The 25,364-nt window shown below is 57.9% G+C and carries 24 protein-coding genes; 13 read left to right on the top strand and 11 right to left on the bottom strand.

Features of this window, described 5'->3' with window-relative positions; translation table 11 throughout:
* Positions 1-62: 62 nt before the first annotated feature.
* Positions 63-1,046, bottom strand: a complete 984-nt coding sequence (locus tag AC2FJC_RS05595) for an alpha/beta fold hydrolase (RefSeq protein WP_496738737.1) — start codon at positions 1,044-1,046, stop codon at positions 63-65.
* On the bottom strand, positions 1,046-1,336 hold the full coding sequence (locus AC2FJC_RS05590) for an SCP2 sterol-binding domain-containing protein (protein ID WP_496738736.1): 291 nt from the start codon (positions 1,334-1,336) through the stop codon (positions 1,046-1,048). Before AC2FJC_RS05590 ends, AC2FJC_RS05595 begins: the two co-directional genes overlap by 1 nt.
* Before the next feature lie 69 nt (positions 1,337-1,405).
* Here AC2FJC_RS05590 and AC2FJC_RS05585 point away from each other — a divergent pair, with 69 nt between their 5' ends.
* The 6 genes from AC2FJC_RS05585 to AC2FJC_RS05560 all read left to right on the top strand — a co-directional run bounded on the left by AC2FJC_RS05585 (position 1,406) and on the right by AC2FJC_RS05560 (position 7,294).
* Complete coding sequence (locus AC2FJC_RS05585; protein WP_496738735.1) at positions 1,406-1,975, top strand: tetratricopeptide repeat protein; 570 nt, start codon at positions 1,406-1,408, stop codon at positions 1,973-1,975.
* A 22-nt stretch (positions 1,976-1,997) separates the two neighbouring features.
* Positions 1,998-4,829, top strand: coding sequence for a helicase-related protein (locus AC2FJC_RS05580; protein ID WP_496738734.1), 2,832 nt, complete (start codon positions 1,998-2,000; stop codon positions 4,827-4,829).
* A 6-nt stretch (positions 4,830-4,835) separates the two neighbouring features.
* Positions 4,836-5,201 carry an RNA-binding S4 domain-containing protein gene (locus AC2FJC_RS05575; RefSeq protein ID WP_496738733.1) on the top strand — a complete coding sequence of 122 codons (366 nt, stop codon included), beginning with the start codon at positions 4,836-4,838 and terminating at the stop codon, positions 5,199-5,201.
* 66 nt (positions 5,202-5,267) lie between these two features.
* Positions 5,268-5,606: a ferredoxin FdxA gene (gene fdxA, locus AC2FJC_RS05570; protein ID WP_058273871.1), complete on the top strand. Its 339-nt coding sequence runs from the start codon at positions 5,268-5,270 to the stop codon at positions 5,604-5,606.
* Positions 5,607-5,891: 285 nt separating this feature from the next.
* Complete coding sequence (locus AC2FJC_RS05565; RefSeq protein ID WP_058277666.1) at positions 5,892-6,410, top strand: CarD family transcriptional regulator; 519 nt, start codon at positions 5,892-5,894, stop codon at positions 6,408-6,410.
* A 116-nt stretch (positions 6,411-6,526) separates the two neighbouring features.
* Complete coding sequence (locus tag AC2FJC_RS05560; RefSeq protein ID WP_058277667.1) at positions 6,527-7,294, top strand: potassium channel family protein; 768 nt, start codon at positions 6,527-6,529, stop codon at positions 7,292-7,294.
* Here the strand turns inward: AC2FJC_RS05560 and cobS are convergent.
* The gene (gene cobS / locus AC2FJC_RS05555; protein WP_496738732.1) at positions 7,291-8,055 is read right to left on the bottom strand and encodes an adenosylcobinamide-GDP ribazoletransferase; all 765 of its coding nucleotides are present in this window, start codon (positions 8,053-8,055) and stop codon (positions 7,291-7,293) included. The genes AC2FJC_RS05560 and cobS overlap by 4 nt on opposite strands.
* Before the next feature lie 79 nt (positions 8,056-8,134).
* On the opposite strand from cobS, the gene cobT reads away from it, so the two are divergent.
* A complete protein-coding gene (cobT, locus tag AC2FJC_RS05550; RefSeq protein WP_282150975.1) occupies positions 8,135-9,148 on the top strand; it encodes a nicotinate-nucleotide--dimethylbenzimidazole phosphoribosyltransferase in 1,014 nt (337 codons plus the stop codon).
* Positions 9,149-9,176: 28 nt separating this feature from the next.
* Here the strand turns inward: cobT and AC2FJC_RS05545 are convergent, their stop codons facing one another.
* Both AC2FJC_RS05545 and AC2FJC_RS05540 read right to left on the bottom strand, forming a co-directional pair.
* Positions 9,177-11,057 (bottom strand): monovalent cation:proton antiporter-2 (CPA2) family protein, encoded by a 1,881-nt coding sequence (locus AC2FJC_RS05545; RefSeq protein WP_282168519.1) that lies wholly within the window; start codon positions 11,055-11,057, stop codon positions 9,177-9,179.
* A gap of 19 nt (positions 11,058-11,076) precedes the next feature.
* Positions 11,077-11,532 carry an Lrp/AsnC family transcriptional regulator gene (locus AC2FJC_RS05540; protein WP_496738731.1) on the bottom strand — a complete coding sequence of 152 codons (456 nt, stop codon included), beginning with the start codon at positions 11,530-11,532 and terminating at the stop codon, positions 11,077-11,079.
* Between the two features lie 146 nt (positions 11,533-11,678).
* Here AC2FJC_RS05540 and hppD point away from each other — a divergent pair, with 146 nt between their 5' ends.
* Positions 11,679-12,776 carry a 4-hydroxyphenylpyruvate dioxygenase gene (hppD, locus tag AC2FJC_RS05535; protein WP_496738730.1) on the top strand — a complete coding sequence of 366 codons (1,098 nt, stop codon included), beginning with the start codon at positions 11,679-11,681 and terminating at the stop codon, positions 12,774-12,776.
* A 66-nt stretch (positions 12,777-12,842) separates the two neighbouring features.
* On the opposite strand, the gene AC2FJC_RS05530 is transcribed toward hppD, so the two are convergent.
* Positions 12,843-14,999 (bottom strand): hypothetical protein, encoded by a 2,157-nt coding sequence (locus AC2FJC_RS05530; RefSeq protein WP_496738729.1) that lies wholly within the window; start codon positions 14,997-14,999, stop codon positions 12,843-12,845.
* Positions 15,000-15,163: 164 nt separating this feature from the next.
* Here AC2FJC_RS05530 and AC2FJC_RS05525 point away from each other — a divergent pair, with 164 nt between their 5' ends.
* Positions 15,164-15,859, top strand: coding sequence for an SIMPL domain-containing protein (locus AC2FJC_RS05525; protein ID WP_496738728.1), 696 nt, complete (start codon positions 15,164-15,166; stop codon positions 15,857-15,859).
* A 2-nt stretch (positions 15,860-15,861) separates the two neighbouring features.
* Here the strand turns inward: AC2FJC_RS05525 and AC2FJC_RS05520 are convergent, their stop codons facing one another.
* The 3 genes from AC2FJC_RS05520 to AC2FJC_RS05510 all read right to left on the bottom strand — a co-directional run bounded on the left by AC2FJC_RS05520 (position 15,862) and on the right by AC2FJC_RS05510 (position 18,936).
* Positions 15,862-16,572 (bottom strand): GNAT family N-acetyltransferase, encoded by a 711-nt coding sequence (locus tag AC2FJC_RS05520; protein WP_496738727.1) that lies wholly within the window; start codon positions 16,570-16,572, stop codon positions 15,862-15,864.
* 3 nt (positions 16,573-16,575) lie between these two features.
* Entirely contained in the window at positions 16,576-17,868 is a 1,293-nt protein-coding gene (locus tag AC2FJC_RS05515) for an O-acetylhomoserine aminocarboxypropyltransferase/cysteine synthase family protein (protein WP_282150981.1), read from the bottom strand.
* A 72-nt stretch (positions 17,869-17,940) separates the two neighbouring features.
* Positions 17,941-18,936, bottom strand: a complete 996-nt coding sequence (locus AC2FJC_RS05510) for a GT-B fold glycosyltransferase domain-containing protein (RefSeq protein WP_496738726.1) — start codon at positions 18,934-18,936, stop codon at positions 17,941-17,943.
* 167 nt (positions 18,937-19,103) lie between these two features.
* On the opposite strand from AC2FJC_RS05510, the gene AC2FJC_RS05505 reads away from it, so the two are divergent.
* The 4 genes from AC2FJC_RS05505 (at position 19,104) to preA (ending at position 23,436) form a co-directional block, all read left to right on the top strand.
* Positions 19,104-19,736: a cupin domain-containing protein gene (locus AC2FJC_RS05505; RefSeq protein WP_496738725.1), complete on the top strand. Its 633-nt coding sequence runs from the start codon at positions 19,104-19,106 to the stop codon at positions 19,734-19,736.
* Between the two features lie 159 nt (positions 19,737-19,895).
* Complete coding sequence (locus tag AC2FJC_RS05500; RefSeq protein WP_496738724.1) at positions 19,896-21,230, top strand: NAD(P)-dependent oxidoreductase; 1,335 nt, start codon at positions 19,896-19,898, stop codon at positions 21,228-21,230.
* 46 nt (positions 21,231-21,276) lie between these two features.
* A complete protein-coding gene (locus tag AC2FJC_RS05495; RefSeq protein ID WP_496738723.1) occupies positions 21,277-22,113 on the top strand; it encodes a methyltransferase domain-containing protein in 837 nt (278 codons plus the stop codon).
* 18 nt (positions 22,114-22,131) lie between these two features.
* Positions 22,132-23,436 carry an NAD-dependent dihydropyrimidine dehydrogenase subunit PreA gene (gene preA / locus AC2FJC_RS05490; RefSeq protein ID WP_496738722.1) on the top strand — a complete coding sequence of 435 codons (1,305 nt, stop codon included), beginning with the start codon at positions 22,132-22,134 and terminating at the stop codon, positions 23,434-23,436.
* A gap of 102 nt (positions 23,437-23,538) precedes the next feature.
* On the opposite strand, the gene AC2FJC_RS05485 is transcribed toward preA, so the two are convergent.
* Both AC2FJC_RS05485 and AC2FJC_RS05480 read right to left on the bottom strand, forming a co-directional pair.
* Positions 23,539-24,798 (bottom strand): TRAP transporter large permease, encoded by a 1,260-nt coding sequence (locus AC2FJC_RS05485; RefSeq protein WP_496738721.1) that lies wholly within the window; start codon positions 24,796-24,798, stop codon positions 23,539-23,541.
* Positions 24,795-25,328, bottom strand: a complete 534-nt coding sequence (locus tag AC2FJC_RS05480) for a TRAP transporter small permease (RefSeq protein WP_496738720.1) — start codon at positions 25,326-25,328, stop codon at positions 24,795-24,797. Before AC2FJC_RS05480 ends, AC2FJC_RS05485 begins: the two co-directional genes overlap by 4 nt.
* Between the last annotated feature and the right edge of the window lie 36 nt (positions 25,329-25,364).

Here is a 25,364-nt window from a genome sequence, read left to right as displayed (position 1 = left end):
CCTCGATAATAGCTTTCGCCAACATCTAGGCGCGCGAGACGGGGATCACAAGCGGTGCGTGATCAGACTTCGGAAGACAGAACCGGTTCCGGCACCGCGTCAGTTTGCGCGGCTTTGAAATGAGCGGCCAATTGGTCAAAGACCGGCCCGCGCACGCCGGGTGCCTCCATCAGAACTTCGTGTTCGCCATCTGGGATTTCGACCAGAGTGCCACTGGGCCAGTTCGCCATGCGGGCGCGGATAGCCTTGCGGTCGACAATCTGTTCATGGCTGCCCAGAAAGGTAAGACACGGCGTATCCGGTGCGGTCTGGTCCATCAACCAGACGCATTCATCCAACGCTTCGCGCAGCCAGATGGTCGAAGGCGCACCAAGCGCTAGTTCGGGCTGTGAAGCCAGTTGATCCTTCATCATCTGGAACATGTCCGGATCGCGGGTCAGTACATTCCCCTCGAACGGTTGGGAGGCCACATAGCTTTCCAAGGATGTGGTCGGTGGTGTTTTTTCCCCCAACCCGATCCTAGGCCCCCAATAGGCTGTCAGACGGCTGAGCGGTTTCATGATTGGGGTAAAGAAAATGCCCCACATCGGCCCGGTAAAGGCACAGGCGGCAAAGCAGTTCTTTTCCAAAGCCGCGCGCATACCGATTGCCCCGCCCATGGAATGTCCGATCACGAACCAAGGCTTCGGCAGGTTCAGTTCGGCTGCCAGGTTCAGTGTGGCTTGAACATCTTGTTGATAATCCGTGAACTGCTCGACATGCCCGACGCGCGGGTCATCCAGTAGCCTGTCGGCCAGACCCTGACCGCGCCAGTCGACAGCCAGGAAGGAAAAGCCGCGGCCAGTGAATTCGGCCGCGCAATTGCCGTACTTCTCGATGTATTCGGTGCGGCCGGGGAACATCATCACCGTGCCGCAGGCATCGCCTTCGGGCAGCCAGTGGCCCACCCGAATGCGTGTGTTGTCCGCTGTGTTCAGCCAATGAGCCTGACCACCGGCGGGGACGCCGGCCATGTCTGCAAAGAAAGGGGCCGGCGACAGATCCATCAGGCCAGTGCCGATGCCAGTTGCATGGCAACGCCCATGTCACCATCTACGGTCAGCTTACCCGACATGAACGCGCCGGTAGGGTTCAACTCGCCGCTGAGGATCTGTTCGAACGTGTCTGCATCCGCGCTCATGGTGACGTCCGTTTCTTCATCACTGACGCGCGCGCCGCTTGCGTCCAGAACGATCGAGCCCAGATCGGCGATGGCAAATTTTGCCGATGCGGTAAAATCGCCGCCCGACAGTTTTTCGTTCAACGCGGCTGCCGCTTTTTCCAGAGTGTCGCTCATGATTCTCCTCACTATGTTTGTGCGCCGGGAATGGACATCCGCGGGCGCAGCGCTACACTGAACGTTGTTATGAGCATTGCAAGCACCAATCTCAAAGGTATCGTCGCGGCAACAGCGCTTCTAGTCACGTTTTCCATTCCTTCTTTCGCCCAAACGGCGGATTTAAAGGATGAAGAACAGCTGTTGCTGCAACTGTCGGAGGCAACCCCCGAACAGGCGATGAACATAGATCGTCAGCTCAAGGCGCTGTGGGCACAGTCTGGCTCGGCCTCGGCGGATCTGTTGCTTGAGCGCGGGCGCGAGGCGCTGGAGGACGGCGACTCGCTGGCCGCGATCCAGCATCTGACTGCGCTGACTGATCACGCGCCACAATTCGCCGAAGCCTGGCACGTGCGGGCATCGGCCTTTTTTGGGATCGAACGTTTCGGTATGGCTGCGGCTGATCTGGAATACGCCCTGACGCTGAACCCCAACAACTACGAGGCTATCTACGGATTGGGACTGATTTTTGAGATCATCGATCGACCCGACAAAGCGCTGGACGCTTACGAGCGTGCTTTAGCTATACATCCTCATCACGAAGAAGTAACCAATGCCGTGAATCGACTGAAGCCCCGGGTCGAGGGCTCGGCCCTCTAACAAGCTGGGGCAGGGGGCAAAGGTGAGCGGGTCATCCCGAATCGTGGCCGTACTAGGCCCGACCAACACAGGTAAAACCCATTACGCGATTGAGCGGATGCTGGGGCACCGAACCGGTGTGATCGGCCTGCCGCTGCGTCTGCTGGCGCGCGAGGTCTATGACAAGATCGTCGCGATCCGCGGGCCGTCGGTCGTTGCCCTCGTCACAGGTGAAGAACGGATCGTTCCGCCGCGCGCGCAGTACTGGGTCTGTACTGTTGAGGCGATGCCGGAAGGCATGGGCGCAGATTTCGTAGCCATCGACGAAATCCAGCTGTGTGCAGATCCCGAGCGTGGTCATGTTTTCACCGACCGTCTGCTGCGGTCGCGCGGAACGAATGAGACTCTGTTTTTGGGCTCTGACACTTTGCGCGGACCGATTGCGGCACTGGTGCCCGAAGTGCAGTTCATTCGCCGTGAACGAATGTCTCAGCTGGTTTATTCCGGCTCGAAAAAGATAAGCCGCATGCCCGCACGCAGTGCCATTGTCGGGTTTTCGGTCGATAACGTCTATGCCATTGCCGAGCTGCTGCGCCGCCAAAAGGGCGGGGCCGCCGTGGTCATGGGCGCGCTCAGCCCGCGCACCCGAAATGCGCAGGTCGAGCTGTACCAGAACGGTGAGGTGGACTACCTCGTTGCGACAGACGCCATCGGAATGGGTTTGAACCTTGATGTGAACCACGTGGCGTTTTCGTCGCTGACCAAATTTGACGGTCGAAGGATGCGTCCCCTGGCCCCAAATGAACTGGCCCAGATCGCAGGTCGGGCAGGGCGCGGGATGTCTGATGGTACATTTGGCGTGACGGGTGAGGCCCCTCCGCTGGACGACGGGGTCGCGCAGGCGATCATGGACAGCCGGTTCACGCCGATGAAAAAGCTGAATTGGCGAAATGCCGCTTTGCGATTTGGCTCGGTTGAGGCCCTTATCGACTCGCTTGAGGTTAGCCCTGACAGCGAACATTTGATCAAGGCCCGACCCGCAGACGACCTGAACGCTCTGAAATCGCTGTCTCAGGAGGTCGAAGTCATCGCTCGCGCCAGCGATGGACCGTCCGTCCGATTGCTTTGGGATGTGTGCCGAATCCCCGATTTTCGCGGTATCAGCCACGCGGAACACGCCAGCCTGCTCGAAGTGATCTACGGGCACCTGCATGAACGCGGCACTATCCCTGACGAGTTCATGGCGCGGCAAATCCGCCGCATCGACAAAACAGAAGGGGATATTGATGCACTGTCCAAAAGGTTGGCATATATTCGCACCTGGACATATGTTGCGCAACGAAACGGATGGGTGCGTGACGAATCACATTGGCGCGCGGAAACGCGCATTGTAGAAGACAGGCTGTCGGACGCTCTGCATGATCGTTTGACTCAGAGATTTGTGGACCGGCGCACGTCAGTGTTGTTGCGCCGGCTCAAACAGAAGGAGGCCCTTTTGGCCGAAGTAAATGACAAGGGTGAAGTGACCGTCGAAGGAGAATTCGTCGGTCGTCTGGAAGGGTTCCGGTTTACCCCGGACAAAAGCGCACAGGGAACCGAGGCGAAAGCTCTCAAATCGGCCTCTCTGCAAGCACTCGCACCGCAATTCCATCTGCGTGCAGACCGCTTCTACAACGCGCCCGATACCGAAATTGATTTTACCGATCAGGGTGGCCTGATGTGGGGCGAGTATGCTGTTGGCAAGTTGGTTGCCGGGGCAGAGCCTCTCAAGCCGATGGTCGAGGTTTTTGTGGATGAGGCCGCAGGCCCGGATGTCGAACAGAAAGTGCAGCGCCGTCTGCAACATTTCATCGACCGAAAGGTTGCCGCCCTGTTCGAGCCGCTTCTGAACCTGTCGCGCGACGAAGAGTTGTCAGGTCTGGCCAAAGGGTTCGCCTTCCGCATGGTTGAAGGGCTAGGCGTTCTGCCCCGCGCAGGTGTCGCGCAAGAGGTCAAAGATCTGGATCAGGACGCCCGTGGTGCCCTGCGCAAGCACGGCATCCGGTTTGGTCAGTTTACAATATTCATGCCGCTTCTGCTGAAACCCGCGCCTACGCGTCTGCGTCTGGTTCTTTGGGCGCTGGCTGGTGGATTGCAGGAATTCCCTGACGCGCCGCCTCCGGGTCTGGTCACTGTTCCGGTCGCCATTGGTGCGCCCGAGGGCTACGATACCATGTGCGGTTACCGCGATGCCGGTGAGCGTTCGATCCGTATCGACATGCTGGAACGTCTGGCAGACATGCTGCGTGCCGAAGACAGCCGGGGTGGCTTCGAGGCCAAGCCCGATATGCTGTCAATCACCGGCATGACGCTTGAGCAGTTCGCGGATCTGATGCAAGGGCTGGGCTATAAGGCCGAGCGCGGTGAGCGTGAAAAGGTGAAAGCTGCACCGGTCGAGGCCGAAAAGCCTGCGACCAATGTGACGGAACAGCCTTCCGCCGAAGAAACCCCGGCACCCGAAGCAGAAGCCGAAGAGGTCGTTGCGACCGCCGAGGCGCCAGCCGAGGCCACCGAAAGCACCGAGGCGGTAGCCGAGGCTCCAGCAGCCGAACCCGCCTCAGATGAGACCGAAGTTGAAGTGTTCTACACTTTCACCTGGGGTCGCCAGCGTCCGGCCAACCGTGCTCCGCGTCGTGAACAGCGGCAAGGGCAGGGGCCGGGCAAAGGCAAACCGCGCGGCAAACCGCAGGATGGTCGCGGCAAACCGCAGGGCAAGAAGGGTGGCAAACCGCAAGGTGGCAAGACCTTCTCGTCCCGTCCACCCCGGAAGGAAAAGGCGATCGATCCCGATAACCCGTTTGCAGCAGCGCTTATGGGTTTGAAGGACGGCAACTGATCCGCGATGGCCGAGGCCAAGCTGCGGATCGACAAATGGTTGTGGCAGGCGCGGTTCTTCAAGACCCGCAGCCTGGCCGCCAAACAGGTCAGCGGCGGTCATGTCCGATTGAACGGAAACCGGGTTCTGAAGCCGGCACAGGCCATTGGGCCCGGTGACGTTCTGACCTTCCCCCAAGGCCGTATCGTGCGCGTAGTACGCGTCGAAGCACTGGGGGAACGGCGTGGCCCGGCGTCCGAGGCACAAACGTTATACTTCGATATGACGGAAAAGAAGGACGTGCCTCCTAAGAATCCGGGATTTGAGGGAAAGGGTCGTCCAACAAAGAAAGATAGGCGCGCGCTTGATCTTTCTCGCCCCCGGGATGGTTGATCCTACCTTGAAGAGAAGGCCAGACTGAATTAGCTAGACGCCCAAACCGAGAATGGGAATCCCACAATGACCTATGTCGTCACCGAAAACTGCATTGGCTGCAAATACACCGACTGCGTCGAAGTGTGTCCGGTGGATTGTTTTTACGAAGGTGAGAACACATTGGTCATTCACCCGGATGAATGCATCGACTGTGGTGTGTGTGAACCCGAATGCCCTGCGGACGCCATTCGTCCCGACACTGAGCCTGGAATGGAGCAGTGGGTCGAGTTCAACCGAAAATTCTCGGAACAGTGGCCGGTTATCGTGACCAAGAAAGACCCCTTGCCTGAAGCGGAAGAACGCGACGGCGAAGAGGGCAAAATGGAGAAGTATTTCTCCGAAGCACCCGGCGAAGGCGGTTAAGCGATTCGGTAACTGAACCGGGTGGTTTGAATAGCGGTCTTCTGCTGTATCGCTATGAAAAGTCTGGGGTTTCTTCACCATTGTGGGGGGCGGACTTTCGGGTGTCGCAATTTTGTGATATACTCAGAAACTGAATGATGAATGAGATGGGGATGACTCCGTAAGTATGTACGCTTTGGAGTTCTGATTTTTTGACAAACTTACCGCCTGACCGGGCCAGATGTTGGCACGGTTTGGGGTCTTTTGTTGTCTCTGCCTCTCTCTCGTAACCAAGGATGAACCTGTATGTCTAAGTCGAAAAAGCTTGAGTTCCGCCCGAACGATTATGTTGTCTACCCCGCCCATGGTGTGGGCCAGATCATCTCGATCGAAGAGCAGGAAGTCGCGGGATACTCGCTCGAGCTGTTCGTCATTTCTTTTGAAAAAGACAAGATGACCCTGCGGGTGCCGACCAACAAGGTTACCGAATCCGGCTTGCGGTCCCTCAGCTCACCTGACGTTATCAGCCAGGCGATGAGAACCCTGAAGGGTAAGGCCAAGGTGAAACGTGCGATGTGGTCGCGCCGGGCGCAGGAATATGAACAAAAGATCAATTCCGGTGATCTGATCTCGATCGCCGAGGTTGTGCGCGATCTGCACCGCACTGATGACCAGCGCGAGCAGAGCTATTCTGAACGTCAGCTGTACGAAGCCGCGCTGGAACGCCTGACCCGCGAAGTCGCGGCTGTGTCCGGCGCAGGGGAAGTATCGGCGGCTAAGCAGATTGATGAGGTTCTGACCTCGCGCGCGGCCGCGGCTGCCTGATCGCTTCTCCAGTCAATTTTCTGGCCGCTCCCGAAAGGGGGCGGCTTTTTCGTGTTGATGGCTTGGTGAAAGCGCCGTTTACGGCTAATTTTCCAGCAAGAAGAGGCGCGTAGACAGTGAACCTAAAACAGACAGTCAAATACCTATATATCGGCCACGACCCCATTTCCGTCTGGTTTCGCTATGGCTTGATCCTGTTTGACGCGATCACCATCGTTTTTTTTGTCGCCACGGCAAATGGCGAACACGGCACGGGATTCACCGTTGCCAGCCTGATCATTGGGTTCTTCATTGTGCTGGATTTCTCGGCGCGGATGTGGATTTCGAAGGATCGTTGGAAGCTGCTGCGTCAAGTCTACACGATGGCCGACATTGTTGTGATCGTCTCGCTGTTTCTTGATCTGTTTCTACCTTGGAATCTGGCGTTCCTGCGTATCTTACGAGCGCTACGCCTGATCCATTCCTATCACCTGCTAAGGGATCTGCGGCGGGACAGCGATTTTTTCCGGACGCATGAGGACGCAGTGATCGCGGCGATTAACCTGTTGGTGTTCGTGTTCGCCACGTCCACCGCTGTTCTGGTGTTCTTCATCCCAGAAAACAGCCCGCACGCCTATATCGATGCGCTTTACTTCACTATGGCAACCCTGACGACCACCGGATTCGGAGACATCACGTTGGCGACCCCGGGGGGGAAACTGTTTTCGGTCTTCATCATGATCGTCGGGGTGGCGTTGTTTGTCCGGTTGGCGCAGGCGATTTTCATGCCGCAGAAAGTGCGTCACAAATGCTCAAACTGTGGCCTGTATCGTCACGATCCAGACGCAGTTCACTGCAAGCATTGCGGCGAAACCCTGAGGATCGAAACAGGCGGGACGACTTAGATCGCTGCAACCAATGCCAATAGGAACGCAAGCTCTGCCAGTTGTTGCGAGGCACCAAGGACGTCCCCCGTTTGTCCATTGATTTTGGCCTTGGCGACGAGTGCCAGGATTCCAACAATCAGCGCTGAAAAAACCGTTGCCATCAGTGTGCTTGGTCCAATCAGCAGCAGCGATAAGATGACTGCAAGGCCAAAGCCTGTCGCCGCAGTCTCGGCCTTTGGGCCGCCGACCGAATGGCTCAACCCGCTGTTTCTGGCGTTGGGTAAAGCTGCCATGAGGATGGGCATGACTGCGCGTGAGACGATGCACGCCGCCAGAATACCCGCAAATGCGTTGGCCGACAGAAGCGCCGCGATCAGCGCGACGCGCAGCAGTTGAGTAAAGATTAGAGTTAGAACGCCGTAAGCACCAATATGGCTGTCCTTCATGATTTCCAGGCGGCGTTCGGTGGTGAACCCGCCCCAAAATCCGTCAACCGTGTCCGCAAGCCCGTCTTCATGCATCGCGCCAGTGGCGATCACCAGCACCGCCACAAGTATTACGGCGCTGGCGAATGCAGGTAGGCCGAATGCACCGGCCGTCCAACCGACGGCACAGGCCAACGCCCCGACGACCAGTCCCACCAAGGGAAAAGCCCAGGCCGCATTGGCCTGCCGCGCAAACAGGTATTCCGGCAGGCGCGGCAACGGCAGACGCGTCAACAGGACCAGCGACAGCGGAAAATCCCACGCGGAAAACAGTTTGGTGTCGTTTTTGTTCACTCCCGCGCCTTTCGGGGTCTTGTTGGATCGGACGCTTCGGTTAAACACACAGGACCACTCTGATGCAACGAGGCTTTGGATGCTGCCGGAATTAAAAGACCTGAATACCCTTCGCGAGGCCCTGAGTAACGCTCCGGGACCGGATGGCAATGCGCTGCAAGGTGCTGCTGAGCGTAACGGACAACTGACTAAACCTCCCGGCGCATTGGGCCGGCTTGAGGATTTGGCAATTTGGTATGCGAGCTGGCGTGGGGATGCCCGGCCGCAGATCTCTGCCCCTCAGGTCATCGTATTTGCGGGCAATCATGGCGTCACAGCGCAAGGCGTGTCGGCCTTTCCGCCCGAGGTGACCGTTCAGATGGTCATGAACTTTGAACATGGCGGCGCGGCGATCAATCAGCTGGCCAAAGCCGCTGGTGCGACCATGAATGTGCACGCGTTGGATTTGGATCGACCGACCGCGGATTTCACCGCTGGTCCCGCGATGTCCGAAGAAGAATTGCTTGAGGCCCTGCGCGTGGGCTGGACCGCCGTGGACCACAATGCCGATTTGCTTGTGGTTGGAGAGATGGGCATCGGCAACACGACCCCGGCGGCTGCCATCGCATGCGCTTTGTTCGGTGGCGACGCCGCAGACTGGACTGGGCGTGGCACTGGGGTAGACGATGCCGGTTTGGCCAACAAAACGCGCGTCGTGGCCGAAGGCATCGCCTTGCATGGCGGGTCGGGTGACGGGCTGGAAATCCTGCGCCGTCTGGGCGGGCGTGAAATCGCGGCCATGGCCGGGGCCATCGCCGCTGCGCGTGCCTTGCGTATCCCGGTTATTCTTGACGGCTTTATCTGCTCGGCGGCTGCGGCCTGTCTGGCAAACATGTCCGAGGGCGCATTGGATCACACGATTGCAGGCCACCAAAGTGCAGAAGGCGCGCACGCAGCGGTATTGGCCAAGTTAGGCAAAGAGCCATTGTTGAGCCTTGGATTGCGTTTGGGCGAAGGCTCGGGCGGGGCGCTGGCGATCAACATACTTAAATGCGCGGTCGCGTGTCATTCCGGCATGGCGACATTTGCCGAAGCGGGTGTTTCGGACGGCTGATCAAACCGCCTGATCCGGCAGGGCCGGGTCAGGCTGACTTCTTTGCGTGTTTCTCGGCCAGTTCCAGCAGTTCGGTTTCCAGGTCTTTCTCAAGCTGCCGCGCCCGTTCGATGTATTTCTTGTTGTCACCGGTAGGCATACCGGGGATCCACAATTCTGCCAGATCACGCACAGAGGCCCTGTCGTGATGATAGAACGTCTGTTCGGCCTGAGCCGCCTCGTATTCGCTCAGACCAACGTTTTCCAGGACATAGCGACCCGCCCGCAGCGATCCGTCAAACATCTCTCGGACAATGTCGTTCGCCCCGGCCTGATACAATTGGTAGACATGGGTACGATCACGTGCGCGGGCCACAATGTGCAAATCCGGTCGCTGACGCCGGGCAAAGCCGACCAAACGTGTGACTTGCTTGGGGTCATCCATCGCGGCGACCAGAACAGAAGCTTTTTCAAGCCCGGCGGCACGCAGCAGTTCTGGCCGCGTGGGGTCACCCAAAAACCCCTTGACGCCGAACCGTCGCATCAACTGGATTGTCTCGATATCATGGTCCAGTACGACGGTCTTGAACCCGCTCGCGCGGACCAATCGGTTCACGATCTGACCAAAGCGCCCAATGCCAGCGATGATGACCGGGCCTTTTTCGTCGATTTCATCGGGCTCGGCCTCGGGGACGCCATCACCCATACGGCGCGACAGCAGATCGAAGATGATGAACAGCAGCGGAGTGATCAGCATTGTAAGGGCAATAATCATCAAAAGTTTTTGCGACAAATCCGGTGGGATGACGTTTTGCTGTGTTGAAAAGGCCAACAGAACAAAGCCGAATTCGCCGGCCTGCGCCAAACCTAATGTGAACAACCAGTGATCCCGACCGCGCAGCCGGAACGCACGACCGACCAGATACAGGATGATCCCTTTAGCCAGTATGACCAGCAGTGCCAGACCGATCAGGTCCAGTGGGTCATTGAAGAAATAGCCAACGTCAATCCCGGCGCCGACCGTGATAAAGAACAGCCCCAGGAAAAGTCCCTTGAACGGTTCAAGGTCGCTTTCCATTTCGTGCCGGAATTCTGAGCTTGCCAGAACTACACCCGCCAGAAACGCGCCCAGAGCAGGGGAGAGTCCTACTAGTGTCATCAGGAAGGAAATGCCCACGACGATCATCAGCGCCAGCGCCGTGTACATTTCGCGCAGCCTGGTGGCGTGGATGAACCTGAACAGTGGACGCGTTAGGTAGATGCCAGCCAGAATGACGAAGGCAACCGCGCCGATGGTGACCAGCGTAACAGCCCAGCCGGGCAGGCCCTCGACAAGTGACAAGCTATGATGTCCGGCCTCATGGAGCGCATCCGCGCCGCGGTCGATTGAGCCGTCGCTTTCGATATGAGGCATTGCAGGCAACGCCAAAAGAGGCAGCATCGCCAAAATGGGAATGACGGCTATGTCCTGTGTCAACAGGACCGAAAACGTCGCTCGCCCGCCATTTGTCTGCATCAGACCCTTTTCCGAGAGGGTCTGTAAAACAATAGCGGTTGAGGACAGTGATAAGGTCAACCCGACGGCCAGGGCGACCGACCAGGGGTGATTTGCATACATGGCCACTGCAGCGATGACTGCGGTGGAAAGCAACACCTGCAGGCCGCCTAAACCCAGAAGCCGGTCTCGCATGTCCCACAAAGCGCGCGGCTCAAGCTCTAGCCCGATCAGGAACAGCATCATGACCACACCGAATTCCGCTACATGCTGCAGGCTTTCGGTCTCGGCCCCCACAAGACCGAAGACAGGGCCGATGACGATGCCAGCGGCCAGATAACCCAGAACAGAACCCAACCCCAGACGTGCCGACAAGGGCACTGCAATCACGGCGGCAGCCAGATAGATCGAAGCCTGGTAAAGGAAATCGTCCATGTTTGTCCTCTCGGTCCGGTCAGGTGGGCAATGGCGCGTCGCGTTTAAGTTGGTCCATCACGATCTGGCTGTGCACCCGTGCCACTGCAGGATGCGGCAGTATCACCTGGTGAAGCAAGCGGTTGAGCGCGGAAAGATCGTCGCAATAGACGTGCAGCAGGTAATCTGCCTCTCCGGTCATCGTCCAGGCGCTGGTGATTTCGGCGCGGGTGTCGACCATGCGGGCAAAACTTGCGGATTGTTCCGGGCCATGTGTGCCCAAATGCACCTGAATGAACCCTTGGACCTGCAGGCCAAGTTTTAGGGGATCCAGCCGTGCCGCATATCCGGTGATATAGCCTTCGGCCTCAAGCCGCTGACGGCGTCGCCCGGCCTGGCTTGGTGACAGGTTCAGCATTTCACCCAATTGATGCGCGGTCAGATGTGCGTCCTTTTGCAAGGCAGACAGCAGACGCGTATCGGTGGAATCCAGCATATGCGGATTTTCTCCATATTCTTTAAAAAATATGCGCAAATTGCGCATGTGATCATAGTTTACACGAAAACTATGCGCAGAAACAGCGCTTGGTAAGGCGTATTTTGGAATCAGCAAAGAAATTCCTGTTTTTACGGAGACGCGCCATGGGTCCTTTCCCGCATAACGCCCCGAAATCTGTCATCAGCCCTGAAAATCCAGCCGGAACCGACGGATTTGAATTTGTCGAATTCGCCCATCCTGAACCACAGGAACTGCGCGACCTTTTTGCCAAAATGGGGTTTGAACTGGTCGGACACCACACGGACAAGCCTATGGTTGAGCTGTGGCAGCAGGGGGACGTGACCTATATCCTGAATGCTGATCCAGAAAGCTTTGCCGCTAAGTTCGTGGCAGAACACGGCCCCTGTGCCCCTGCGATGGGATGGCGTGTCGTGGACGCGAAGAAAGCCTATGAACACGCGGTGTCAAAAGGCGCTGAACCTTATGACGCGGCGGACAAGACCATGGAGGCCCCAGCGATCAAGGGTATTGGCGGTTCGCTGATCTATTTCATCGATCAGTATTATGAAACATCGCCTTACAATCAGGAATTCACCTGGAACAAACAGTCCAAACCGCGCGGCGATGGGTTCTATTACCTCGATCACCTGACGCACAACGTCTACAAGGGCAACATGGATAAGTGGTTCAAATTCTACGAGAGCCTGTTTAACTTCCGCGAAATCCGCTTTTTTGACATTCAGGGTAAATTCACTGGCCTCTACAGCCGCGCACTGACGTCGCCATGCGGTCGTATCCGTATTCCGATCAACGAAGACCGGGGCGAAACTGGGCAGATCGTATCTTACCTCAAGAAATACAAAGGTGAGGGCATTCAGCACATCGCGGTGGGTAGCGAAGATATCTACGCCTCGACCGACGCGATTGCGGAAAAAGGTCTGAAGTTTATGCCGGGGCCGAACCAGGCCTATTACGACATGTCCAAGGAACGTGTCGTGGATCATGATGAACCTCTGGACCGGATGATCAAACACGGGATCCTGATCGATGGCGAGGGCGTGCTGGACGGTGGCGAGACCCGGATCTTGCTGCAAATCTTCTCAAAAACCGTGATCGGTCCGATCTTTTTCGAGTTCATTCAGCGCAAAGGCGATGATGGGTTTGGTGAAGGGAACTTTAAGGCCCTGTTCGAATCCATCGAACGCGAGCAGATCGAAAGCGGTGAAATTTCAGCTGCTTAACGGCGTAAAGTAATTCACCAAAGGGCGGTCGGGGATATCCCTCGACCGCCTTTGTCTTTTGAACCGTCAGCTTCGCGGTATTTTCAACGTCAGGTTTCTTCCGCGCTTTTGGTATCGCAATTCGCTGTCGCCAATGGCGATAACATTGCCGCCGTCCAGCCTGTCTCCGACTTTCAGTTTTTTGTACCGACCACTGGGCAATCGGACCAGCGCGCGCCGATTGGCCGGGGTCCCGTAAACCCCAATCAGGTTCAGCTTGCGCAGGTTAAGCGCATTGTCGATAGTCGCCTGCCGCGCCACCGAGGCGGTCGACGGGATCTTCGGTGCCACGGCCCTTGGTTGGAAAGAGCCAGCTTCGTCCGAGCTTTGATCGACCGCAGCAGTTGACCCGAGATTGGCGGTGCTTGTGTTTGTGCTGGCCGGGCGGGCAAGTCCGGCTGGCCGCGTTTTGGGGCGCGGAACGCGAACGACTGCCAAAGCCGTTGGCGTTTCGTCAATTCGGGGGCTGCTTTGCAGGGACTTGGGCCGCAGTTTCGGACGCAGAACCGCCAGTTCTTCGCGTGTGCGTCCGCCAAGTTGCTGCCGCTCGAAGCTTTCCAGCAGATTGGCGGGGCGGGGATTTGGACGTTTCTGCGCCAAGCGGGCTGTAGGATCTTCCTCTATCGGCTCTTGTTCGAACCGAACCGGAACTGCCGGGGGAACCTTGGCGGGTCGGCCAAGGTAAACGACCACTCCGTCGGGGTTCAGGGTTCCATCGGCTGAAGGCGTGACGAGGCCGCGTTCGTCCAGTTCGTACTGGACTCCGGCCTGCGCGGGCAGGGCGTTTTGCTCAAACGGCAGGTCAGTTTCGAAGCTGCTGACGGGGGGCAGCGCCACCGCGTCCCGCGACAACTCAGTGCTGTCCAGGGATGCCAGATACAGGTCCTCTGCCGATTCCAGGACCGGATCGGGTAAAGGATCAGGAGCAAAGATCTCGATGCCCACCTGCGACGGGATTTCTATGGGCTCAGCCACTTGTCCCACCGGTTCAACTTGGGTCGGTGCCACATTCAGCGCTTCGAGGATTGCAGCATCGGTCGCGCTGAGATCAGCGGCGGTTTCTTCAACAGGTTCGGTTTGCGGCTCTTCCTCTGGCGCGGTTGCGGCCGCCTCAGGCTCGAATCCAAGCTCCGGATCGTCGTCAACCTCCTGTGTTTCGGCGATCTGCTCGTCAGGTGTGGGGTTTGGCACAGTTTCTTCAATCGAAACCGCCTCGGCTACTGAGGGTTCGGTGTCGTCAGATCCAGTCAACGACCACACGGTCAGGGCAATACCGGCAACGACAGCGGCTGCCGCAGCTGGAACGGCGTAGCGGTTGATTGGGTGTGTGGCTTTCGTTTCGGCAGCAATGTTCGCGTTGGGCGCTGAACGAAACTCTGGTGGGATCTCGGTATCAGCGATCGCGTGAATGGCAGGGCCATCATCTTCTTTGGCGGGTTCTTTACCCTCAACGGGTTCTGCTGCTGCGGTCGCATCGGGGGCGGAAGGAAATTCCGTTTGGGGCTCGGTAGAAGCGATCGCCCGATCGGCGGCAGCTTCATTTTCTTTTGCGGTCTCCTCTACCTCAAAGGTTTCCACTGCACCGACCGTGTCGGGGGCTGAAGGAAACTCTGTCGAGGTCTCGGAATCTGCAGTCGTGTTTGCGATAGGTTCTTCATCAGTTTTGGCAGAATCCTCAACCTCGAACGGTTCCGCTGCAACGACTGTGCCGTGGGTATCGATCTCGAACCGAGGTTCGGACGGAAATCCCTGACCTTCGATCGGGGTTGAATACTGCACCGGAACAAACCCGTGCTCGGCGGCAAATGTCCGGGCCTCATCCAGGGTTTGCCTCGCGACAGCGGCAATATGGGTTGTCGGACCGACGGTTGCGGTATCAAAGGCGAGCTCATCCAGCGCATAGGGAGTTGCCTCGGTCAGTTCCGCCCGCACTTTTTCAGCGCTTTCCTCGGGGCTTAGGCCCTCTGTTGATACGGACAAAAAACGCACCTGATCCGCTGGTATCACCAGCTTGCAGTTCAGGTCGTTTTCAAGGGCAAAGCCCTGATCCCGCAATGCGATGATTTGTGTATTCAGGTCGGGCGCATCCAGAGCAACCTCGCCAATGCAGTACCAGTCACCATCCGAATGGTGGTGCAAGGATATTCCGGTCGAAGAAAAAGACAGCGCAAAGGCGGGTTTCATAATCCGGAAAAACCATAGTTGTCAGCATCTGTGCAAACGATCATTCGCCCGCAGAGTGACATTAAAGCAGGATCCCGCCGAGGGAAAGAAAAAGCCAGTCTTTCCCCTTGTTCGGCAGACCCTCGCCACCCCATGTTGGGGGGAAGAAAATTGGAGGGAAGACCTTGAATAAAATCGCTTTTCTAGCTGCAGTTCTGACGATGTCAATTGCGGGCATGACCCATGCGGAAGAACGTCGCATCACCGTTGACGCGGCGGGAACCGTGCAGGCCGCGCCTGATATGGCGACTATTACTCTGGGCGTGACCAATGAAGACGCGCAGGCCTCAAACGCGATGAAGGCCACTTCGGAATCGGTGTCTCAGGTCCTGAGCCGGTTGCAGGAGCTTGGCATCGAAACGCGTGATGTGCAGACCCGCGATGTGTCTTTGTCGCCGGTTTGGAACAACCGGAACAGCACCAGCGGAGATCGGCCCGAGATTTCCGGTTTTGTCGCCTCGAACCGAGTGGTTGTGCGTGTGCGTGACCTGTCGCAGCTTGGTACGATCATGGACGCGGTTATCCAGGACGGAGCCAATGATTTTGGCGGGTTGAGCTTTGGCGTGCAGGATCCAAAACCGCTGCAAGCGCAGGCGCGGGCCAATGCTGTGGCCGAAGCGACCGCCAAGGCCGAGCAGTTGGCACAGGCGGCTAACGTGACACTCGGACCAGTTCAAGAGATCAGCGAACAGGTCGGTGGCGCGCGCCCCGTCGCCATGATGCGGGAATTCAGCGCTGCGGATGCAGGTGGTGTACCAGTCGCAGGTGGCGAGGTGTCCGTTTCGGTCACCGTCACCATGGAATTCGAAATCTCTGAGTAACCTCAGACGCTTGCACGGGCCTTCAAAGGTTGCCTTTGTTGGCCCGTCTGGTCGAAATTGTCCGGCGATAGCCAATCCTCAAAGGCGCTGCGGATGCGGGGCCATTCGCTGTCGAGGATGGAATACCACGCCGTATCCCGGTTGCGACCTTTGTAATGGGTGGCCTGTCGGAAAATACCTTCAAAGGTAAAGCCCAAACGCACGGCCGCGCGACAGGACGGCGCGTTCAGCGCGTCGCACTTCCATTCGTAACGGCGATAGCCCAACTCATCGAACACGCGCCGCATCATCAAGAACATGGTCTCGGTCGATTGCGGGCTACGCTGCAACAAGGGTGAGAAGTGGATGTGTCCCACCTCGATCGCACCCGCCGCCGGGTCAATCCGCAGAAATGAAGCCATACCCACCGGCGTTTCGTTGCTATCCAGTACCGTGTGGAACATCGGATCGGAAACCATGCAGGTCTCACGGGTCCAATCCTCAAACTCACGCTCGCCGTCGAACGGCCCGTAGGGAAGGTAGGTCCAGTTGTGGCCATCCGTGTCGTTGGCAAACGCCCGGAATAACCCGGGCGCATGCCTATTCACATCAAGCGGGACAACGGAACAATATCGGCCCTCCATCGGTGTGTAGGGTGGTGTCGGGCGAGGGAAATCGCCCGTTACCGGCAATCCGATGGGTTGGCCCAGATCATTGGTGTTGTGCCCGCTCATGGATCAGGCCGACGCTTTAGCCAGCGCCTGATCAAGATCGGCGATCAGGTCATCTGCGTCTTCGATACCAATGGACACGCGCACAACGCCGGGGCCAGCGCCTGCGGCCTCTTGTTGTTCTGGGGTCAGCTGCCGGTGCGTGGTCGAAGCCGAGTGAATGATCAGCGACCGTGCATCACCCAGGTTGGCCACGTGGCTGAAAATCTCAAGCGCGTTGACCAGCTTGATACAGGCGTCATAGCCGCCTTTGACCGCGAAGGTGAACAAGGCACCCGCGCCCTTCTTGTAGTGCGCTTTGACCCTGTCACTGTAGGGCGAAGACGGCAGCCCAGCATAAGTGACGTATTCCACGCGGTCATCTGCCTCGAGCCATGCGGCGATCTTTTGAGCGTTTTCGACGTGACGCTCCATCCGCAAAGACAGGGTCTCGATCCCCATCAGCGTATAGTGTGCCGCCTGCGGGTTCATTGTCATGCCCAGATCACGCAGGCCAATGGCAATCCCGTGGAAAGTGAAGGCCAGAGGGCCAAACGTCTCATGGAATTTAAGGCCGTGATACGCCTGCTCTGGCTCACTGAGAGAGGGGAACTTATCATTTGCTGACCAGTCGAATTTGCCCGAATCCACGATGCAGCCGCCGGTGACGGTGCCGTTGCCGGTCAGGTATTTGGTGGTCGAGTGCACGACCAGAGTCGCGCCGTGTTCGATCGGGCGGCACAGGTATGGCGTGGCCGAGGTGTTGTCGACGATCAGCGGAATGCCCGCAGCGTCAGACACATCCGCCAGCGCGCGGATGTCGGTGACATAGCCGCCGGGGTTGGCAATGGATTCGCAGAACACCGCACGGGTGTTTTCGTCGATTGCGTCTTTCACGGCGTCCAGATCATCGGTGTCGACAAATTTGGCGGACCAGCCAAAGCGCTTGATGGTCTGGCTGAACTGCGTAACCGTGCCGCCGTACAGACGGGTCGAGGCGACCACGTTGCAGCCCGGACCCATCAGCGGGAACAGCGCCATGATCTGTGCCGCGTGACCTGACGAGCAACACACGGCACCGACGCCACCTTCCAGAGTGGCAACACGTTCCTGCAGAACGGCCACGGTGGGGTTGGTGAGGCGGGAATAGATGAAACCAACTTCTTGCAGGTTGAACAGGGCGGCCGCGTGATCCGCGTCGCGGAACACATAGGCTGTCGTCTGATAAATCGGTGTCTGACGCGCGCCAGTTGCGGGATCGGGCCGGGCGCCCGCGTGAATTTGAAGCGTATCAAAACCGTAGGTGGGGCCGTCAGACATCTTGGAAATCTCCTGTTGGAAAGTGCGTTGCTGAATCTCTAGGCGATTGGGCGCGCGCAGACAACATTCCTGTCAGCGCATCCAAAGACCATTCTTGCGTATCGTGTTGCGAATAACCTGCTCGCGTTTGGGAAGGTTCTCGCGGTCGAACATGTCCCTGATCTTGTGACCTTTGCGCTGCAGAACCAGCTTCTTGATCGGGTCATATCCCTTGAGGACCTTCTTGACCCGGTTTGGCGCAACCACGGTTTCCAGCACCTCGACAGCGTGATCGCTTTCACGGGCGTAGAGCAAGGGAAACAGGCGGTAATGACAGCTGACCGATCCGTCCAGAAGACCTGCGGGCAGGGCATCGCGACCGCCGCCGAACGAATGGATAACCAGCGGCAGTGCAGCCTGATCCAGCCAGGGGTCAAAATTCTGTCCTGCCATCTCGGGGATTTCGCCGTCGCGGATCGTGCAGGCATAGTCCAGAAAGCGCTTTCCGAAGGTGTGAGGGCAGGAATGAAAGAAAAACCCGGCATTGAAGTACAGATAGCGCCGCCAGTAATCCACCGGTTGGCTGGTATCCAGCGAGCTGTCGAAATCCAGTCCGAACCTTTGGTAAAGCGCCTTCCAGATCCCATCCAGTCCAGGTCCATACAGGGTGGGCTTGGGCCAGGTTCCTTCCACCCTCAGCGACGCGCTTGGGCGATCGAAGTCAAGGGGGACGCTGTTTAAATCGCCGGTGATCAGCGTGTCACTGTCAAAAAACACAAACGGCTCACCCTCAGGCATGGCCGCCAACGCTTCGATCTTGTTGCCATAAGGATAAGCGCTGCCGAAGACCTTGTTTTCGAACGGCAGGATCTCGGCATCCAACTGGCGCAGCGCTTTCAGCAGATCCTCGTCCTGAATTCTGGGGTCTTGCTGCCAGCGTGGACCGGGTTGCGGAACAGCCACGAACAGTCGACCGGAAAAATCAGGGCTGCTGTGGCGTAGCGAGGCGGCAAACAAAAGGGCTTCGTATTGCAGACGGTTGTTTTGCCCGATGATAACGATGTTGAATTTCGGGGCGCTGGCCTGCATCCGGGGACTTTCAGTTCTTGTGGCTGCCGTGGTCCGGCGCTGCTCGGGTTTCTTGTCGGACGTACAGTATGCAGACGCGCCCGTCAAAACCAGATGCGATGCGCGCAATTTGAAAAATGTCGGCGCAATCCCATGTTAGGGACACGTCCCCGTTCAGGAGTGCCCCCATGAGGATCAACGCAGATTTCACCAAACGTGTTGCAGTTCATTTCGACCAGAATGAATGGATCGCGTCGCCAGCTGCCGGTGTAGAACGCAAGATGCTGGATCGCATCGGCGAGGAGGTTGCCCGCGCAACGACAATCGTCCGTTTTGCTCCGGGCAGCGCATTTTCGGCCCACACCCATGACGGGGGAGAAGAATATTTGGTTTTGGACGGCGTTTTTCAGGACGAAACCGGAGATTTCCCGGTCGGCAGTTATGTGAGAAACCCTCCGACCTCGTCGCACACACCTTCGGCAAAACAGGGGGCGACGATCTTGGTGAAGCTGCATCAGTTTGACCCGGATGATCGGACAGAGGTACGACGCTCGATCAATGGTCAGGGGAATACTCAACTGTTCAAAGACGCGCATGAAGATGTCCGCGTGTTCAATCTTGCGACGGGCGAGGCGTTGGATCTGGACGCGTCGCACGGACTGGAGCTGTTTGTGATCGACGGTTCGCTGAGGGAATCTGACGAGGATTTCACGACCTGGGATTGGCTGAGATTGCCGCCGGGCGCGCGATCAACCGCTGTGGCTGGGCCTTCAGGGGCGCGCGTTTGGACCAAAACAGGGCATTTGACCCAGATGGTCTGATACGTTCGCTGCAAGAAAAACAGGCAGAAACAAAGGAAAACCGGGTCGTTTGGCCCGGTTTTTTCATTTTTTGACCATTTGGCAAATTTTACCATTTGATAAAAAATTACTTTGTGGCAAGCTGAGGTCACAACGAACATATCTACAGGGAGTAGAGTGATGGCACAGGGCCAGATTGCCCCCGGCATTGTCTCCGGGCGGCTGTCCAGCGATGAGCTGACCTCGAATTTCACGGATTTGCATCCGCCACTGGCCCCCCATGAGGCCGCCGTGGCAGCGGATCGGTGCTATTTTTGTTACGACGCGCCATGCGTCACAGCCTGTCCGACAGACATCGACATTCCGCTGTTCATGCGCCAGATTCAGGCTGGTCAGCCCGAAGCAGCGGGTGAGACCATTTTGGCGCAGAACATTCTGGGCGGCATGTGCGCCCGCGTTTGCCCGACTGAAACGCTGTGCGAAGAAGTCTGCGTGCGTGAAACCGCCGAAGGTTCACCGGTCGAAATCGGAAGGCTGCAGCGTTACGCGACGGACAGCGTGATGGTCGGCGGGGAACACCCGTTCCAACGGGCCGCACCCACCGGCAAAACGGTTGCCGTAATCGGGGCAGGACCTGCGGGTCTGGCCTGTGCGCACCGGCTGGCGATGTTTGGGCATGACGTGGTGATCCACGAAAGCCGCCCCAAGCCGGGTGGACTGAATGAATACGGGATCGCCGCGTACAAATCGACAAACGATTTTGCGCAGGCCGAAGTAGACTGGCTGCTTAAAATCGGCGGTATTTCTATCGAAACCGGTTCTGTTCTGGGAGAGGGCGTCTCGCTGGACGGGCTGGTTGAGAACTACGATGCAGTATTCCTGTCTATCGGCCTTGCCGGGGTGAATGCCCTGCGTGCGCAGGGTGCTGATCTGGACGGTGTCCGCCACGCGGTCGATTTCATCTCGGACGTTCGTCAGGCCTCGGACCTGTCGCATCTTCCGGTGGGTCGCAACGTCGTGGTGATCGGCGGTGGCATGACCGCTGTGGACGCTGCGGTGAAGTCGAAACTGTTGGGTGCCGAACATGTCACCATTGCCTATCGCCGTGGACGCGACGCAATGGGGGCCAGCCGGTACGAACAGGACCTCGCAGCCTCGCACGGCGTCAAGATCATGACCAATGTGCAACCTGTGGCCATCCATGGAAACGGGGCCGCCGTCGAGATCGAGTTGGAGTATACTGCCAGCCACGATGGGCAACTGACCGGCACCGGGGAAATGATCCGCTTGCCTGCAGATCAGGTACTCAAGGCCATTGGCCAAAAGCTGGACGGCGCGCCGGAAGGGCTGAAGCTCGACGGCAACAAGATTGCTGTGTCTGGTGCCGGGCGTACCTCGATGGCGGGTGTCTGGGCTGGGGGCGACTGTGCGGCGGGAGGCGACGACCTGACCGTGACCGCAGTGGCCGAGGGCCGTGATGCCGCGATGGACATCCACGCAACTCTGGTTTCGTGATAGGGTGGGGTATTCACCCCATTCCTTTCGCTGCTGAGGTATTCCCATGTCCCAGATCGAACAAGCCGTTGCCCAACACTATACCACCGGAGCCTTGACTGACCGCGTTCGCGCGGCGCTTGAGGCCAGTGGGATTGACCCGGACGCGGCCACTGTGGCCGATCTGAAGGCGGGGGATGAGTTCCACACCGGCGGCGTTCTGGCGACAGACAACCTGTTTGCGCAATTGTCACCGACCCACGCGACCCGTGTGCTGGATGTTGGCTGCGGCATCGGTGGGACGTCGCGGTACATCGTGGATCGCTATGACTCGACCGTGACCGGGGTCGACCTGACGCCAGAATTCGTTGAAACAGCTACCGCCCTCAGCGATCTGGTCGGGCATTCCGACAAGGCCAGTTTTCACGTCGGAAGTGCTTTGGACATGCCGGTGCCGGATGCAGGGTTTGATCTTGCCGTCATGTTGCATGTGGGCATGAACATCGAAGATAAGGTCGGGCTGTTCGCAGAAGTTTCGCGCGCGCTGGCCACGGGCGGGACATTTGCCCTGTTCGATGTGATGGGCGGCGATGTGGACGAACCGCTGTCCTTCCCGCTGCCCTGGTCAACCGTGTCCGAAACCTCGTTTGTACATGCGCCGCAGGTCTACAAGGACGCGGCGGTTTCCGCCGGTCTGGAACTGGCCGCCGAGACCGACCGCACAGAGTTCGCACTGAAGTTTTTCGAGGAAGTCTTCGCGCGCATCGCTGAAAGCGGACCAGCCCCCTTGGGCATCCACCTGATGATGGGCGAGACGGCGCCCGAAAAGTTTCAAAACTACGTCGCGAACCTCAAGGCCGGGCGTATTCGCCCGACCGAAATGATATTCAAGAAAACCGGCTGAGCCGGGAAGGGAGAAGCCATGGCCGATCTGACAACAAACTTTCTGGGCATTTCCAGCCCCAATCCTTACTGGCTGGCCTCGGCGCCGCCGACGGACAAGGAATACAACGTGCGCCGCGCTTTCGAGGCCGGATGGGGCGGAGTCGTCTGGAAAACGCTCGGGTCCGAAGGGCCGCCGGTTGTTAACGTAAACGGGCCGCGCTACGGCGCGATCTATGGCGCGGACCGTCGCTTGTTGGGTCTGAACAACATCGAACTGATCACGGACCGACCGCTTGAGGTGAACCTCGAGGAAATGGCGCGGGTCAAAGCCGACTACCCGGATCGCGCGCTGATCGCCTCGATCATGGTGCCCTGCGAAGAAGAGGCCTGGAAGGCCATCCTGCCGCGCGTCGAAGAAACCGGCGCGGATGGGATCGAACTGAACTTTGGCTGCCCGCACGGGATGAGCGAACGCGGAATGGGCGCAGCAGTAGGGCAGGTGCCGGAATATATCGAGATGGTCACCCGCTGGTGCAAAAAATACTATGACCGGCCGGTGATCGTGAAGCTGACGCCAAACATCACCGATGTCCGCAAGCCTGCTGAGGCGGCGAAAAACGGTGGCGCGGATGCGGTGTCACTGATCAATACGATCAATTCAATCACCAGCGTCGATTTGGACACGTTCAGCCCGGAACCGTCGATTGATGGCAAAGGCAGCCACGGCGGGTATTGTGGCCCGGCGGTGAAGCCAATTGCCCTGTCGATGGTGTCCGAGATCGCGCGCGCCGAAGCCACCCATGGCCTGCCGATTTCCGGCATTGGCGGCGTGACCACATGGCGCGATGCGGCAGAGTTCATGTCGCTGGGCTGTGGTAACGTTCAGGTTTGCACGGCTGCTATGACCTACGGCTTTAAGATCATCGACGAACTGACCGCAGGTCTGTCCAAGTGGATGGACGAAAAAGGGTACACAAACGTGTCCGAGATTGTCGGTCGTGCGGTTCCAAACGTGACCGACTGGCAATACCTGAATCTGAACTACGTGGCCAAAGCTAAGATCGACCAGGACCAATGTATCAAATGTGGTCGCTGCTATGCGGCATGTGAAGACACCAGCCACCAGGCGATCTCGATGTCCGATGACCGGGTGTTCGAGGTCATGGATGACGAATGCGTCGCCTGTAATCTGTGCGTGGATGTTTGCCCGGTCGACGGCTGCATCTCAATGGTGCCAATGACGGCCGGAGAGGTCGATCCGCGGACCGGTCTGGAAGTTCAGCGTGATTATGCCAACTGGACGACGCATCCAAACAATCCGATGGCCAAAGCTGCCGAGTAACTCGGGTACTGAAAACATGAAGGGGCCCGAAAGCGCGGGCCTCTTACCAGATGTTGCCCCCCATACGGGGCGTTCAAAGTCGCGTGGCGACATCACATTTCGCTAGATCAGGTAGGTCGACAAGATCGGAGCATAGCTGAGCAGTATTAACACAGCAGCCACTGCAATCAGGAACGGCCAAAGCGATTTCAGAATTGCTCCGGGGGTCGTGCCGCTCATGGATGAGGCGATATAGAGGCCGATCCCGACAGGCGGAGTCAGCAGGCCAAGAACAAGGTTCAGGCATACAACAACTCCGAATTGATAAGGGCTGATGTCGTAGGATCCAGTGGCAATCGGTAACAAAATAGGGGTGATCAGGATGATGGCGGCGATCCCGTCGATCACCATCCCTACCAACAGCAGGGCGGCATTTACGATCAGCAGAAACATGAACGGGTTGGATGTGATGGATGTGATCAACCCGGCGAGCTGCTGCGGTATTTCCTCGTAGATGATGACCCAGCCAAATACGCTGGCCGCGGCGATCATGAACAGGATCATCGACGCATTTGCGGCTGTTCGCTTGAACATCTCGCCCAGATTCTGCGGCTTCAGATCTCCGTAAATCAGCCATCCGACCAGAAATGCGATTAGCGAAGCGATGGCGGCGGATTCCGTTGGCGTTGCAATTCCGAACAGAATGCCGCCAATGATCGAAACCGGGATCAGCATGGCGGGCAGGGCGGCGATCAGGGCTTGTACGGCATCTTTGCGGGACATCCAGACTCCCTTGGGGAATTGCTGAACACATCCAATTAACGTGATTACCAGTGCAAAAGCTCCGGCCAAAAGCAATCCGGGAATGATCCCGGCTATGAACATGTCGCCGATTGGTATCTGTGCCAGAACGCCGAAAATAACAAACATCATCGACGGCGGGATGACCGGCGCCAACAGGCCACCGGCGGCTGTTGTGGCAGCGGCGAAGCCCTTGCTGTATCCTTCTTCTTCCATCGCGGGGACCATGGCGCGCGACATAACGGCGATCTGCGCAGTGGCCGAGCCGATGATGGCGGCCATGAACATATTCGCCAGCAGGTTGATATAGGCCAGCCCACCCCGAAACCCGCCCACGAAAACGCGCGCCAAGGCGACCAGGCGGCGTGTCATGCCGCCTTCATTCATCAATTCTCCGGTCAGCATGAAGAGCGGGATAGCCAGCAGGCCGTAGTTTTCCAGCCCGCCAAACATCTTCTGGGCGAAACTGTCATAAAGAACCGTGTTCCCACTTTCCCAGATGTACCAGATCGCGGTGATCGCCAGTACGATGGCGACGGGGACCGACAAAAGCAGGGTCGCCAGAAAGACAATAGGACTCATGCCCGCAACCCTCGTTCAGGTCGCGCTACAAGATGCATTGTTGAATGCAGCGTGGCCCCCAAGGCAAATAGCCACATCACGAACCAAAACAGGAATTTTGGCAGCCCGAGTGTCGAGGTCGGCTCAGCATAAATGAAGTTGAACGTGTTGCCCTGAAAAGCCATTGCGTCGAACCCAGTGCGGGCGATGTCCAAAGGCAGAAACCAGCGCCAGCAGACCCACAGCATCGCGATTGCAAAAATGAAGACAACGACATCGACCGCTTTTTGGATGATTGCCCGGGCTTGAGGCGGAACCAGATCCACAAGGATCGTGATCGAGACCGAATTGCGGTGATGTAACGCCGCGGATGCGCCAAGGAATGTCATCCACACCATGGCATAGATTGCCAGTTCATCCACCCAGAACAAGGCGTTACCCGCAGTGCGCGTCACGACATTCAACAAGATCAATAGGGTGACGCAAACGGCCAGTGCTGCAGCACACCATAACTCAACCCACGCCCACGCTGCAGACAGCCGGTATAACATCGCCGATCCCCTATGGAAAAGGGCGCAGGATTGACC

This window comes from Ruegeria sp. CDSB117, from assembly GCF_059611005.1.
This window is presented reverse-complemented; position numbering and strand designations above follow the sequence as displayed.

Excerpts from the sequence above, each read along its gene's own strand:
- AC2FJC_RS05540 (WP_496738731.1), bottom strand. The coding sequence starts at position 11,532 with ATGCTGGATTCCACCGATACGCGTCTGCTGTCTGCCTTGCAAAAGGAC.
- AC2FJC_RS05500 (WP_496738724.1), top strand. The coding sequence starts at position 19,896 with ATGGCACAGGGCCAGATTGCCCCCGGCATTGTCTCCGGGCGGCTGTCC.
- AC2FJC_RS05510 (WP_496738726.1), bottom strand. The coding sequence starts at position 18,936 with ATGCAGGCCAGCGCCCCGAAATTCAACATCGTTATCATCGGGCAAAAC.
- AC2FJC_RS05565 (WP_058277666.1), top strand. The coding sequence starts at position 5,892 with ATGTCTAAGTCGAAAAAGCTTGAGTTCCGCCCGAACGATTATGTTGTC.
- AC2FJC_RS05520 (WP_496738727.1), bottom strand. The coding sequence starts at position 16,572 with ATGAGCGGGCACAACACCAATGATCTGGGCCAACCCATCGGATTGCCG.
- fdxA (WP_058273871.1), top strand. The coding sequence starts at position 5,268 with ATGACCTATGTCGTCACCGAAAACTGCATTGGCTGCAAATACACCGAC.
- AC2FJC_RS05595 (WP_496738737.1), bottom strand. The coding sequence starts at position 1,046 with ATGGATCTGTCGCCGGCCCCTTTCTTTGCAGACATGGCCGGCGTCCCC.
- hppD (WP_496738730.1), top strand. The coding sequence starts at position 11,679 with ATGGGTCCTTTCCCGCATAACGCCCCGAAATCTGTCATCAGCCCTGAA.
- preA (WP_496738722.1), top strand. The coding sequence starts at position 22,132 with ATGGCCGATCTGACAACAAACTTTCTGGGCATTTCCAGCCCCAATCCT.
- AC2FJC_RS05480 (WP_496738720.1), bottom strand. The coding sequence starts at position 25,328 with ATGTTATACCGGCTGTCTGCAGCGTGGGCGTGGGTTGAGTTATGGTGT.
- AC2FJC_RS05530 (WP_496738729.1), bottom strand. The coding sequence starts at position 14,999 with ATGAAACCCGCCTTTGCGCTGTCTTTTTCTTCGACCGGAATATCCTTG.
- AC2FJC_RS05495 (WP_496738723.1), top strand. The coding sequence starts at position 21,277 with ATGTCCCAGATCGAACAAGCCGTTGCCCAACACTATACCACCGGAGCC.
- AC2FJC_RS05485 (WP_496738721.1), bottom strand. The coding sequence starts at position 24,798 with ATGAGTCCTATTGTCTTTCTGGCGACCCTGCTTTTGTCGGTCCCCGTC.
- AC2FJC_RS05515 (WP_282150981.1), bottom strand. The coding sequence starts at position 17,868 with ATGTCTGACGGCCCCACCTACGGTTTTGATACGCTTCAAATTCACGCG.
- AC2FJC_RS05590 (WP_496738736.1), bottom strand. The coding sequence starts at position 1,336 with ATGAGCGACACTCTGGAAAAAGCGGCAGCCGCGTTGAACGAAAAACTG.
- AC2FJC_RS05585 (WP_496738735.1), top strand. The coding sequence starts at position 1,406 with ATGAGCATTGCAAGCACCAATCTCAAAGGTATCGTCGCGGCAACAGCG.
- AC2FJC_RS05575 (WP_496738733.1), top strand. The coding sequence starts at position 4,836 with ATGGCCGAGGCCAAGCTGCGGATCGACAAATGGTTGTGGCAGGCGCGG.
- AC2FJC_RS05545 (WP_282168519.1), bottom strand. The coding sequence starts at position 11,057 with ATGGACGATTTCCTTTACCAGGCTTCGATCTATCTGGCTGCCGCCGTG.
- AC2FJC_RS05505 (WP_496738725.1), top strand. The coding sequence starts at position 19,104 with ATGAGGATCAACGCAGATTTCACCAAACGTGTTGCAGTTCATTTCGAC.
- cobT (WP_282150975.1), top strand. The coding sequence starts at position 8,135 with ATGCTGCCGGAATTAAAAGACCTGAATACCCTTCGCGAGGCCCTGAGT.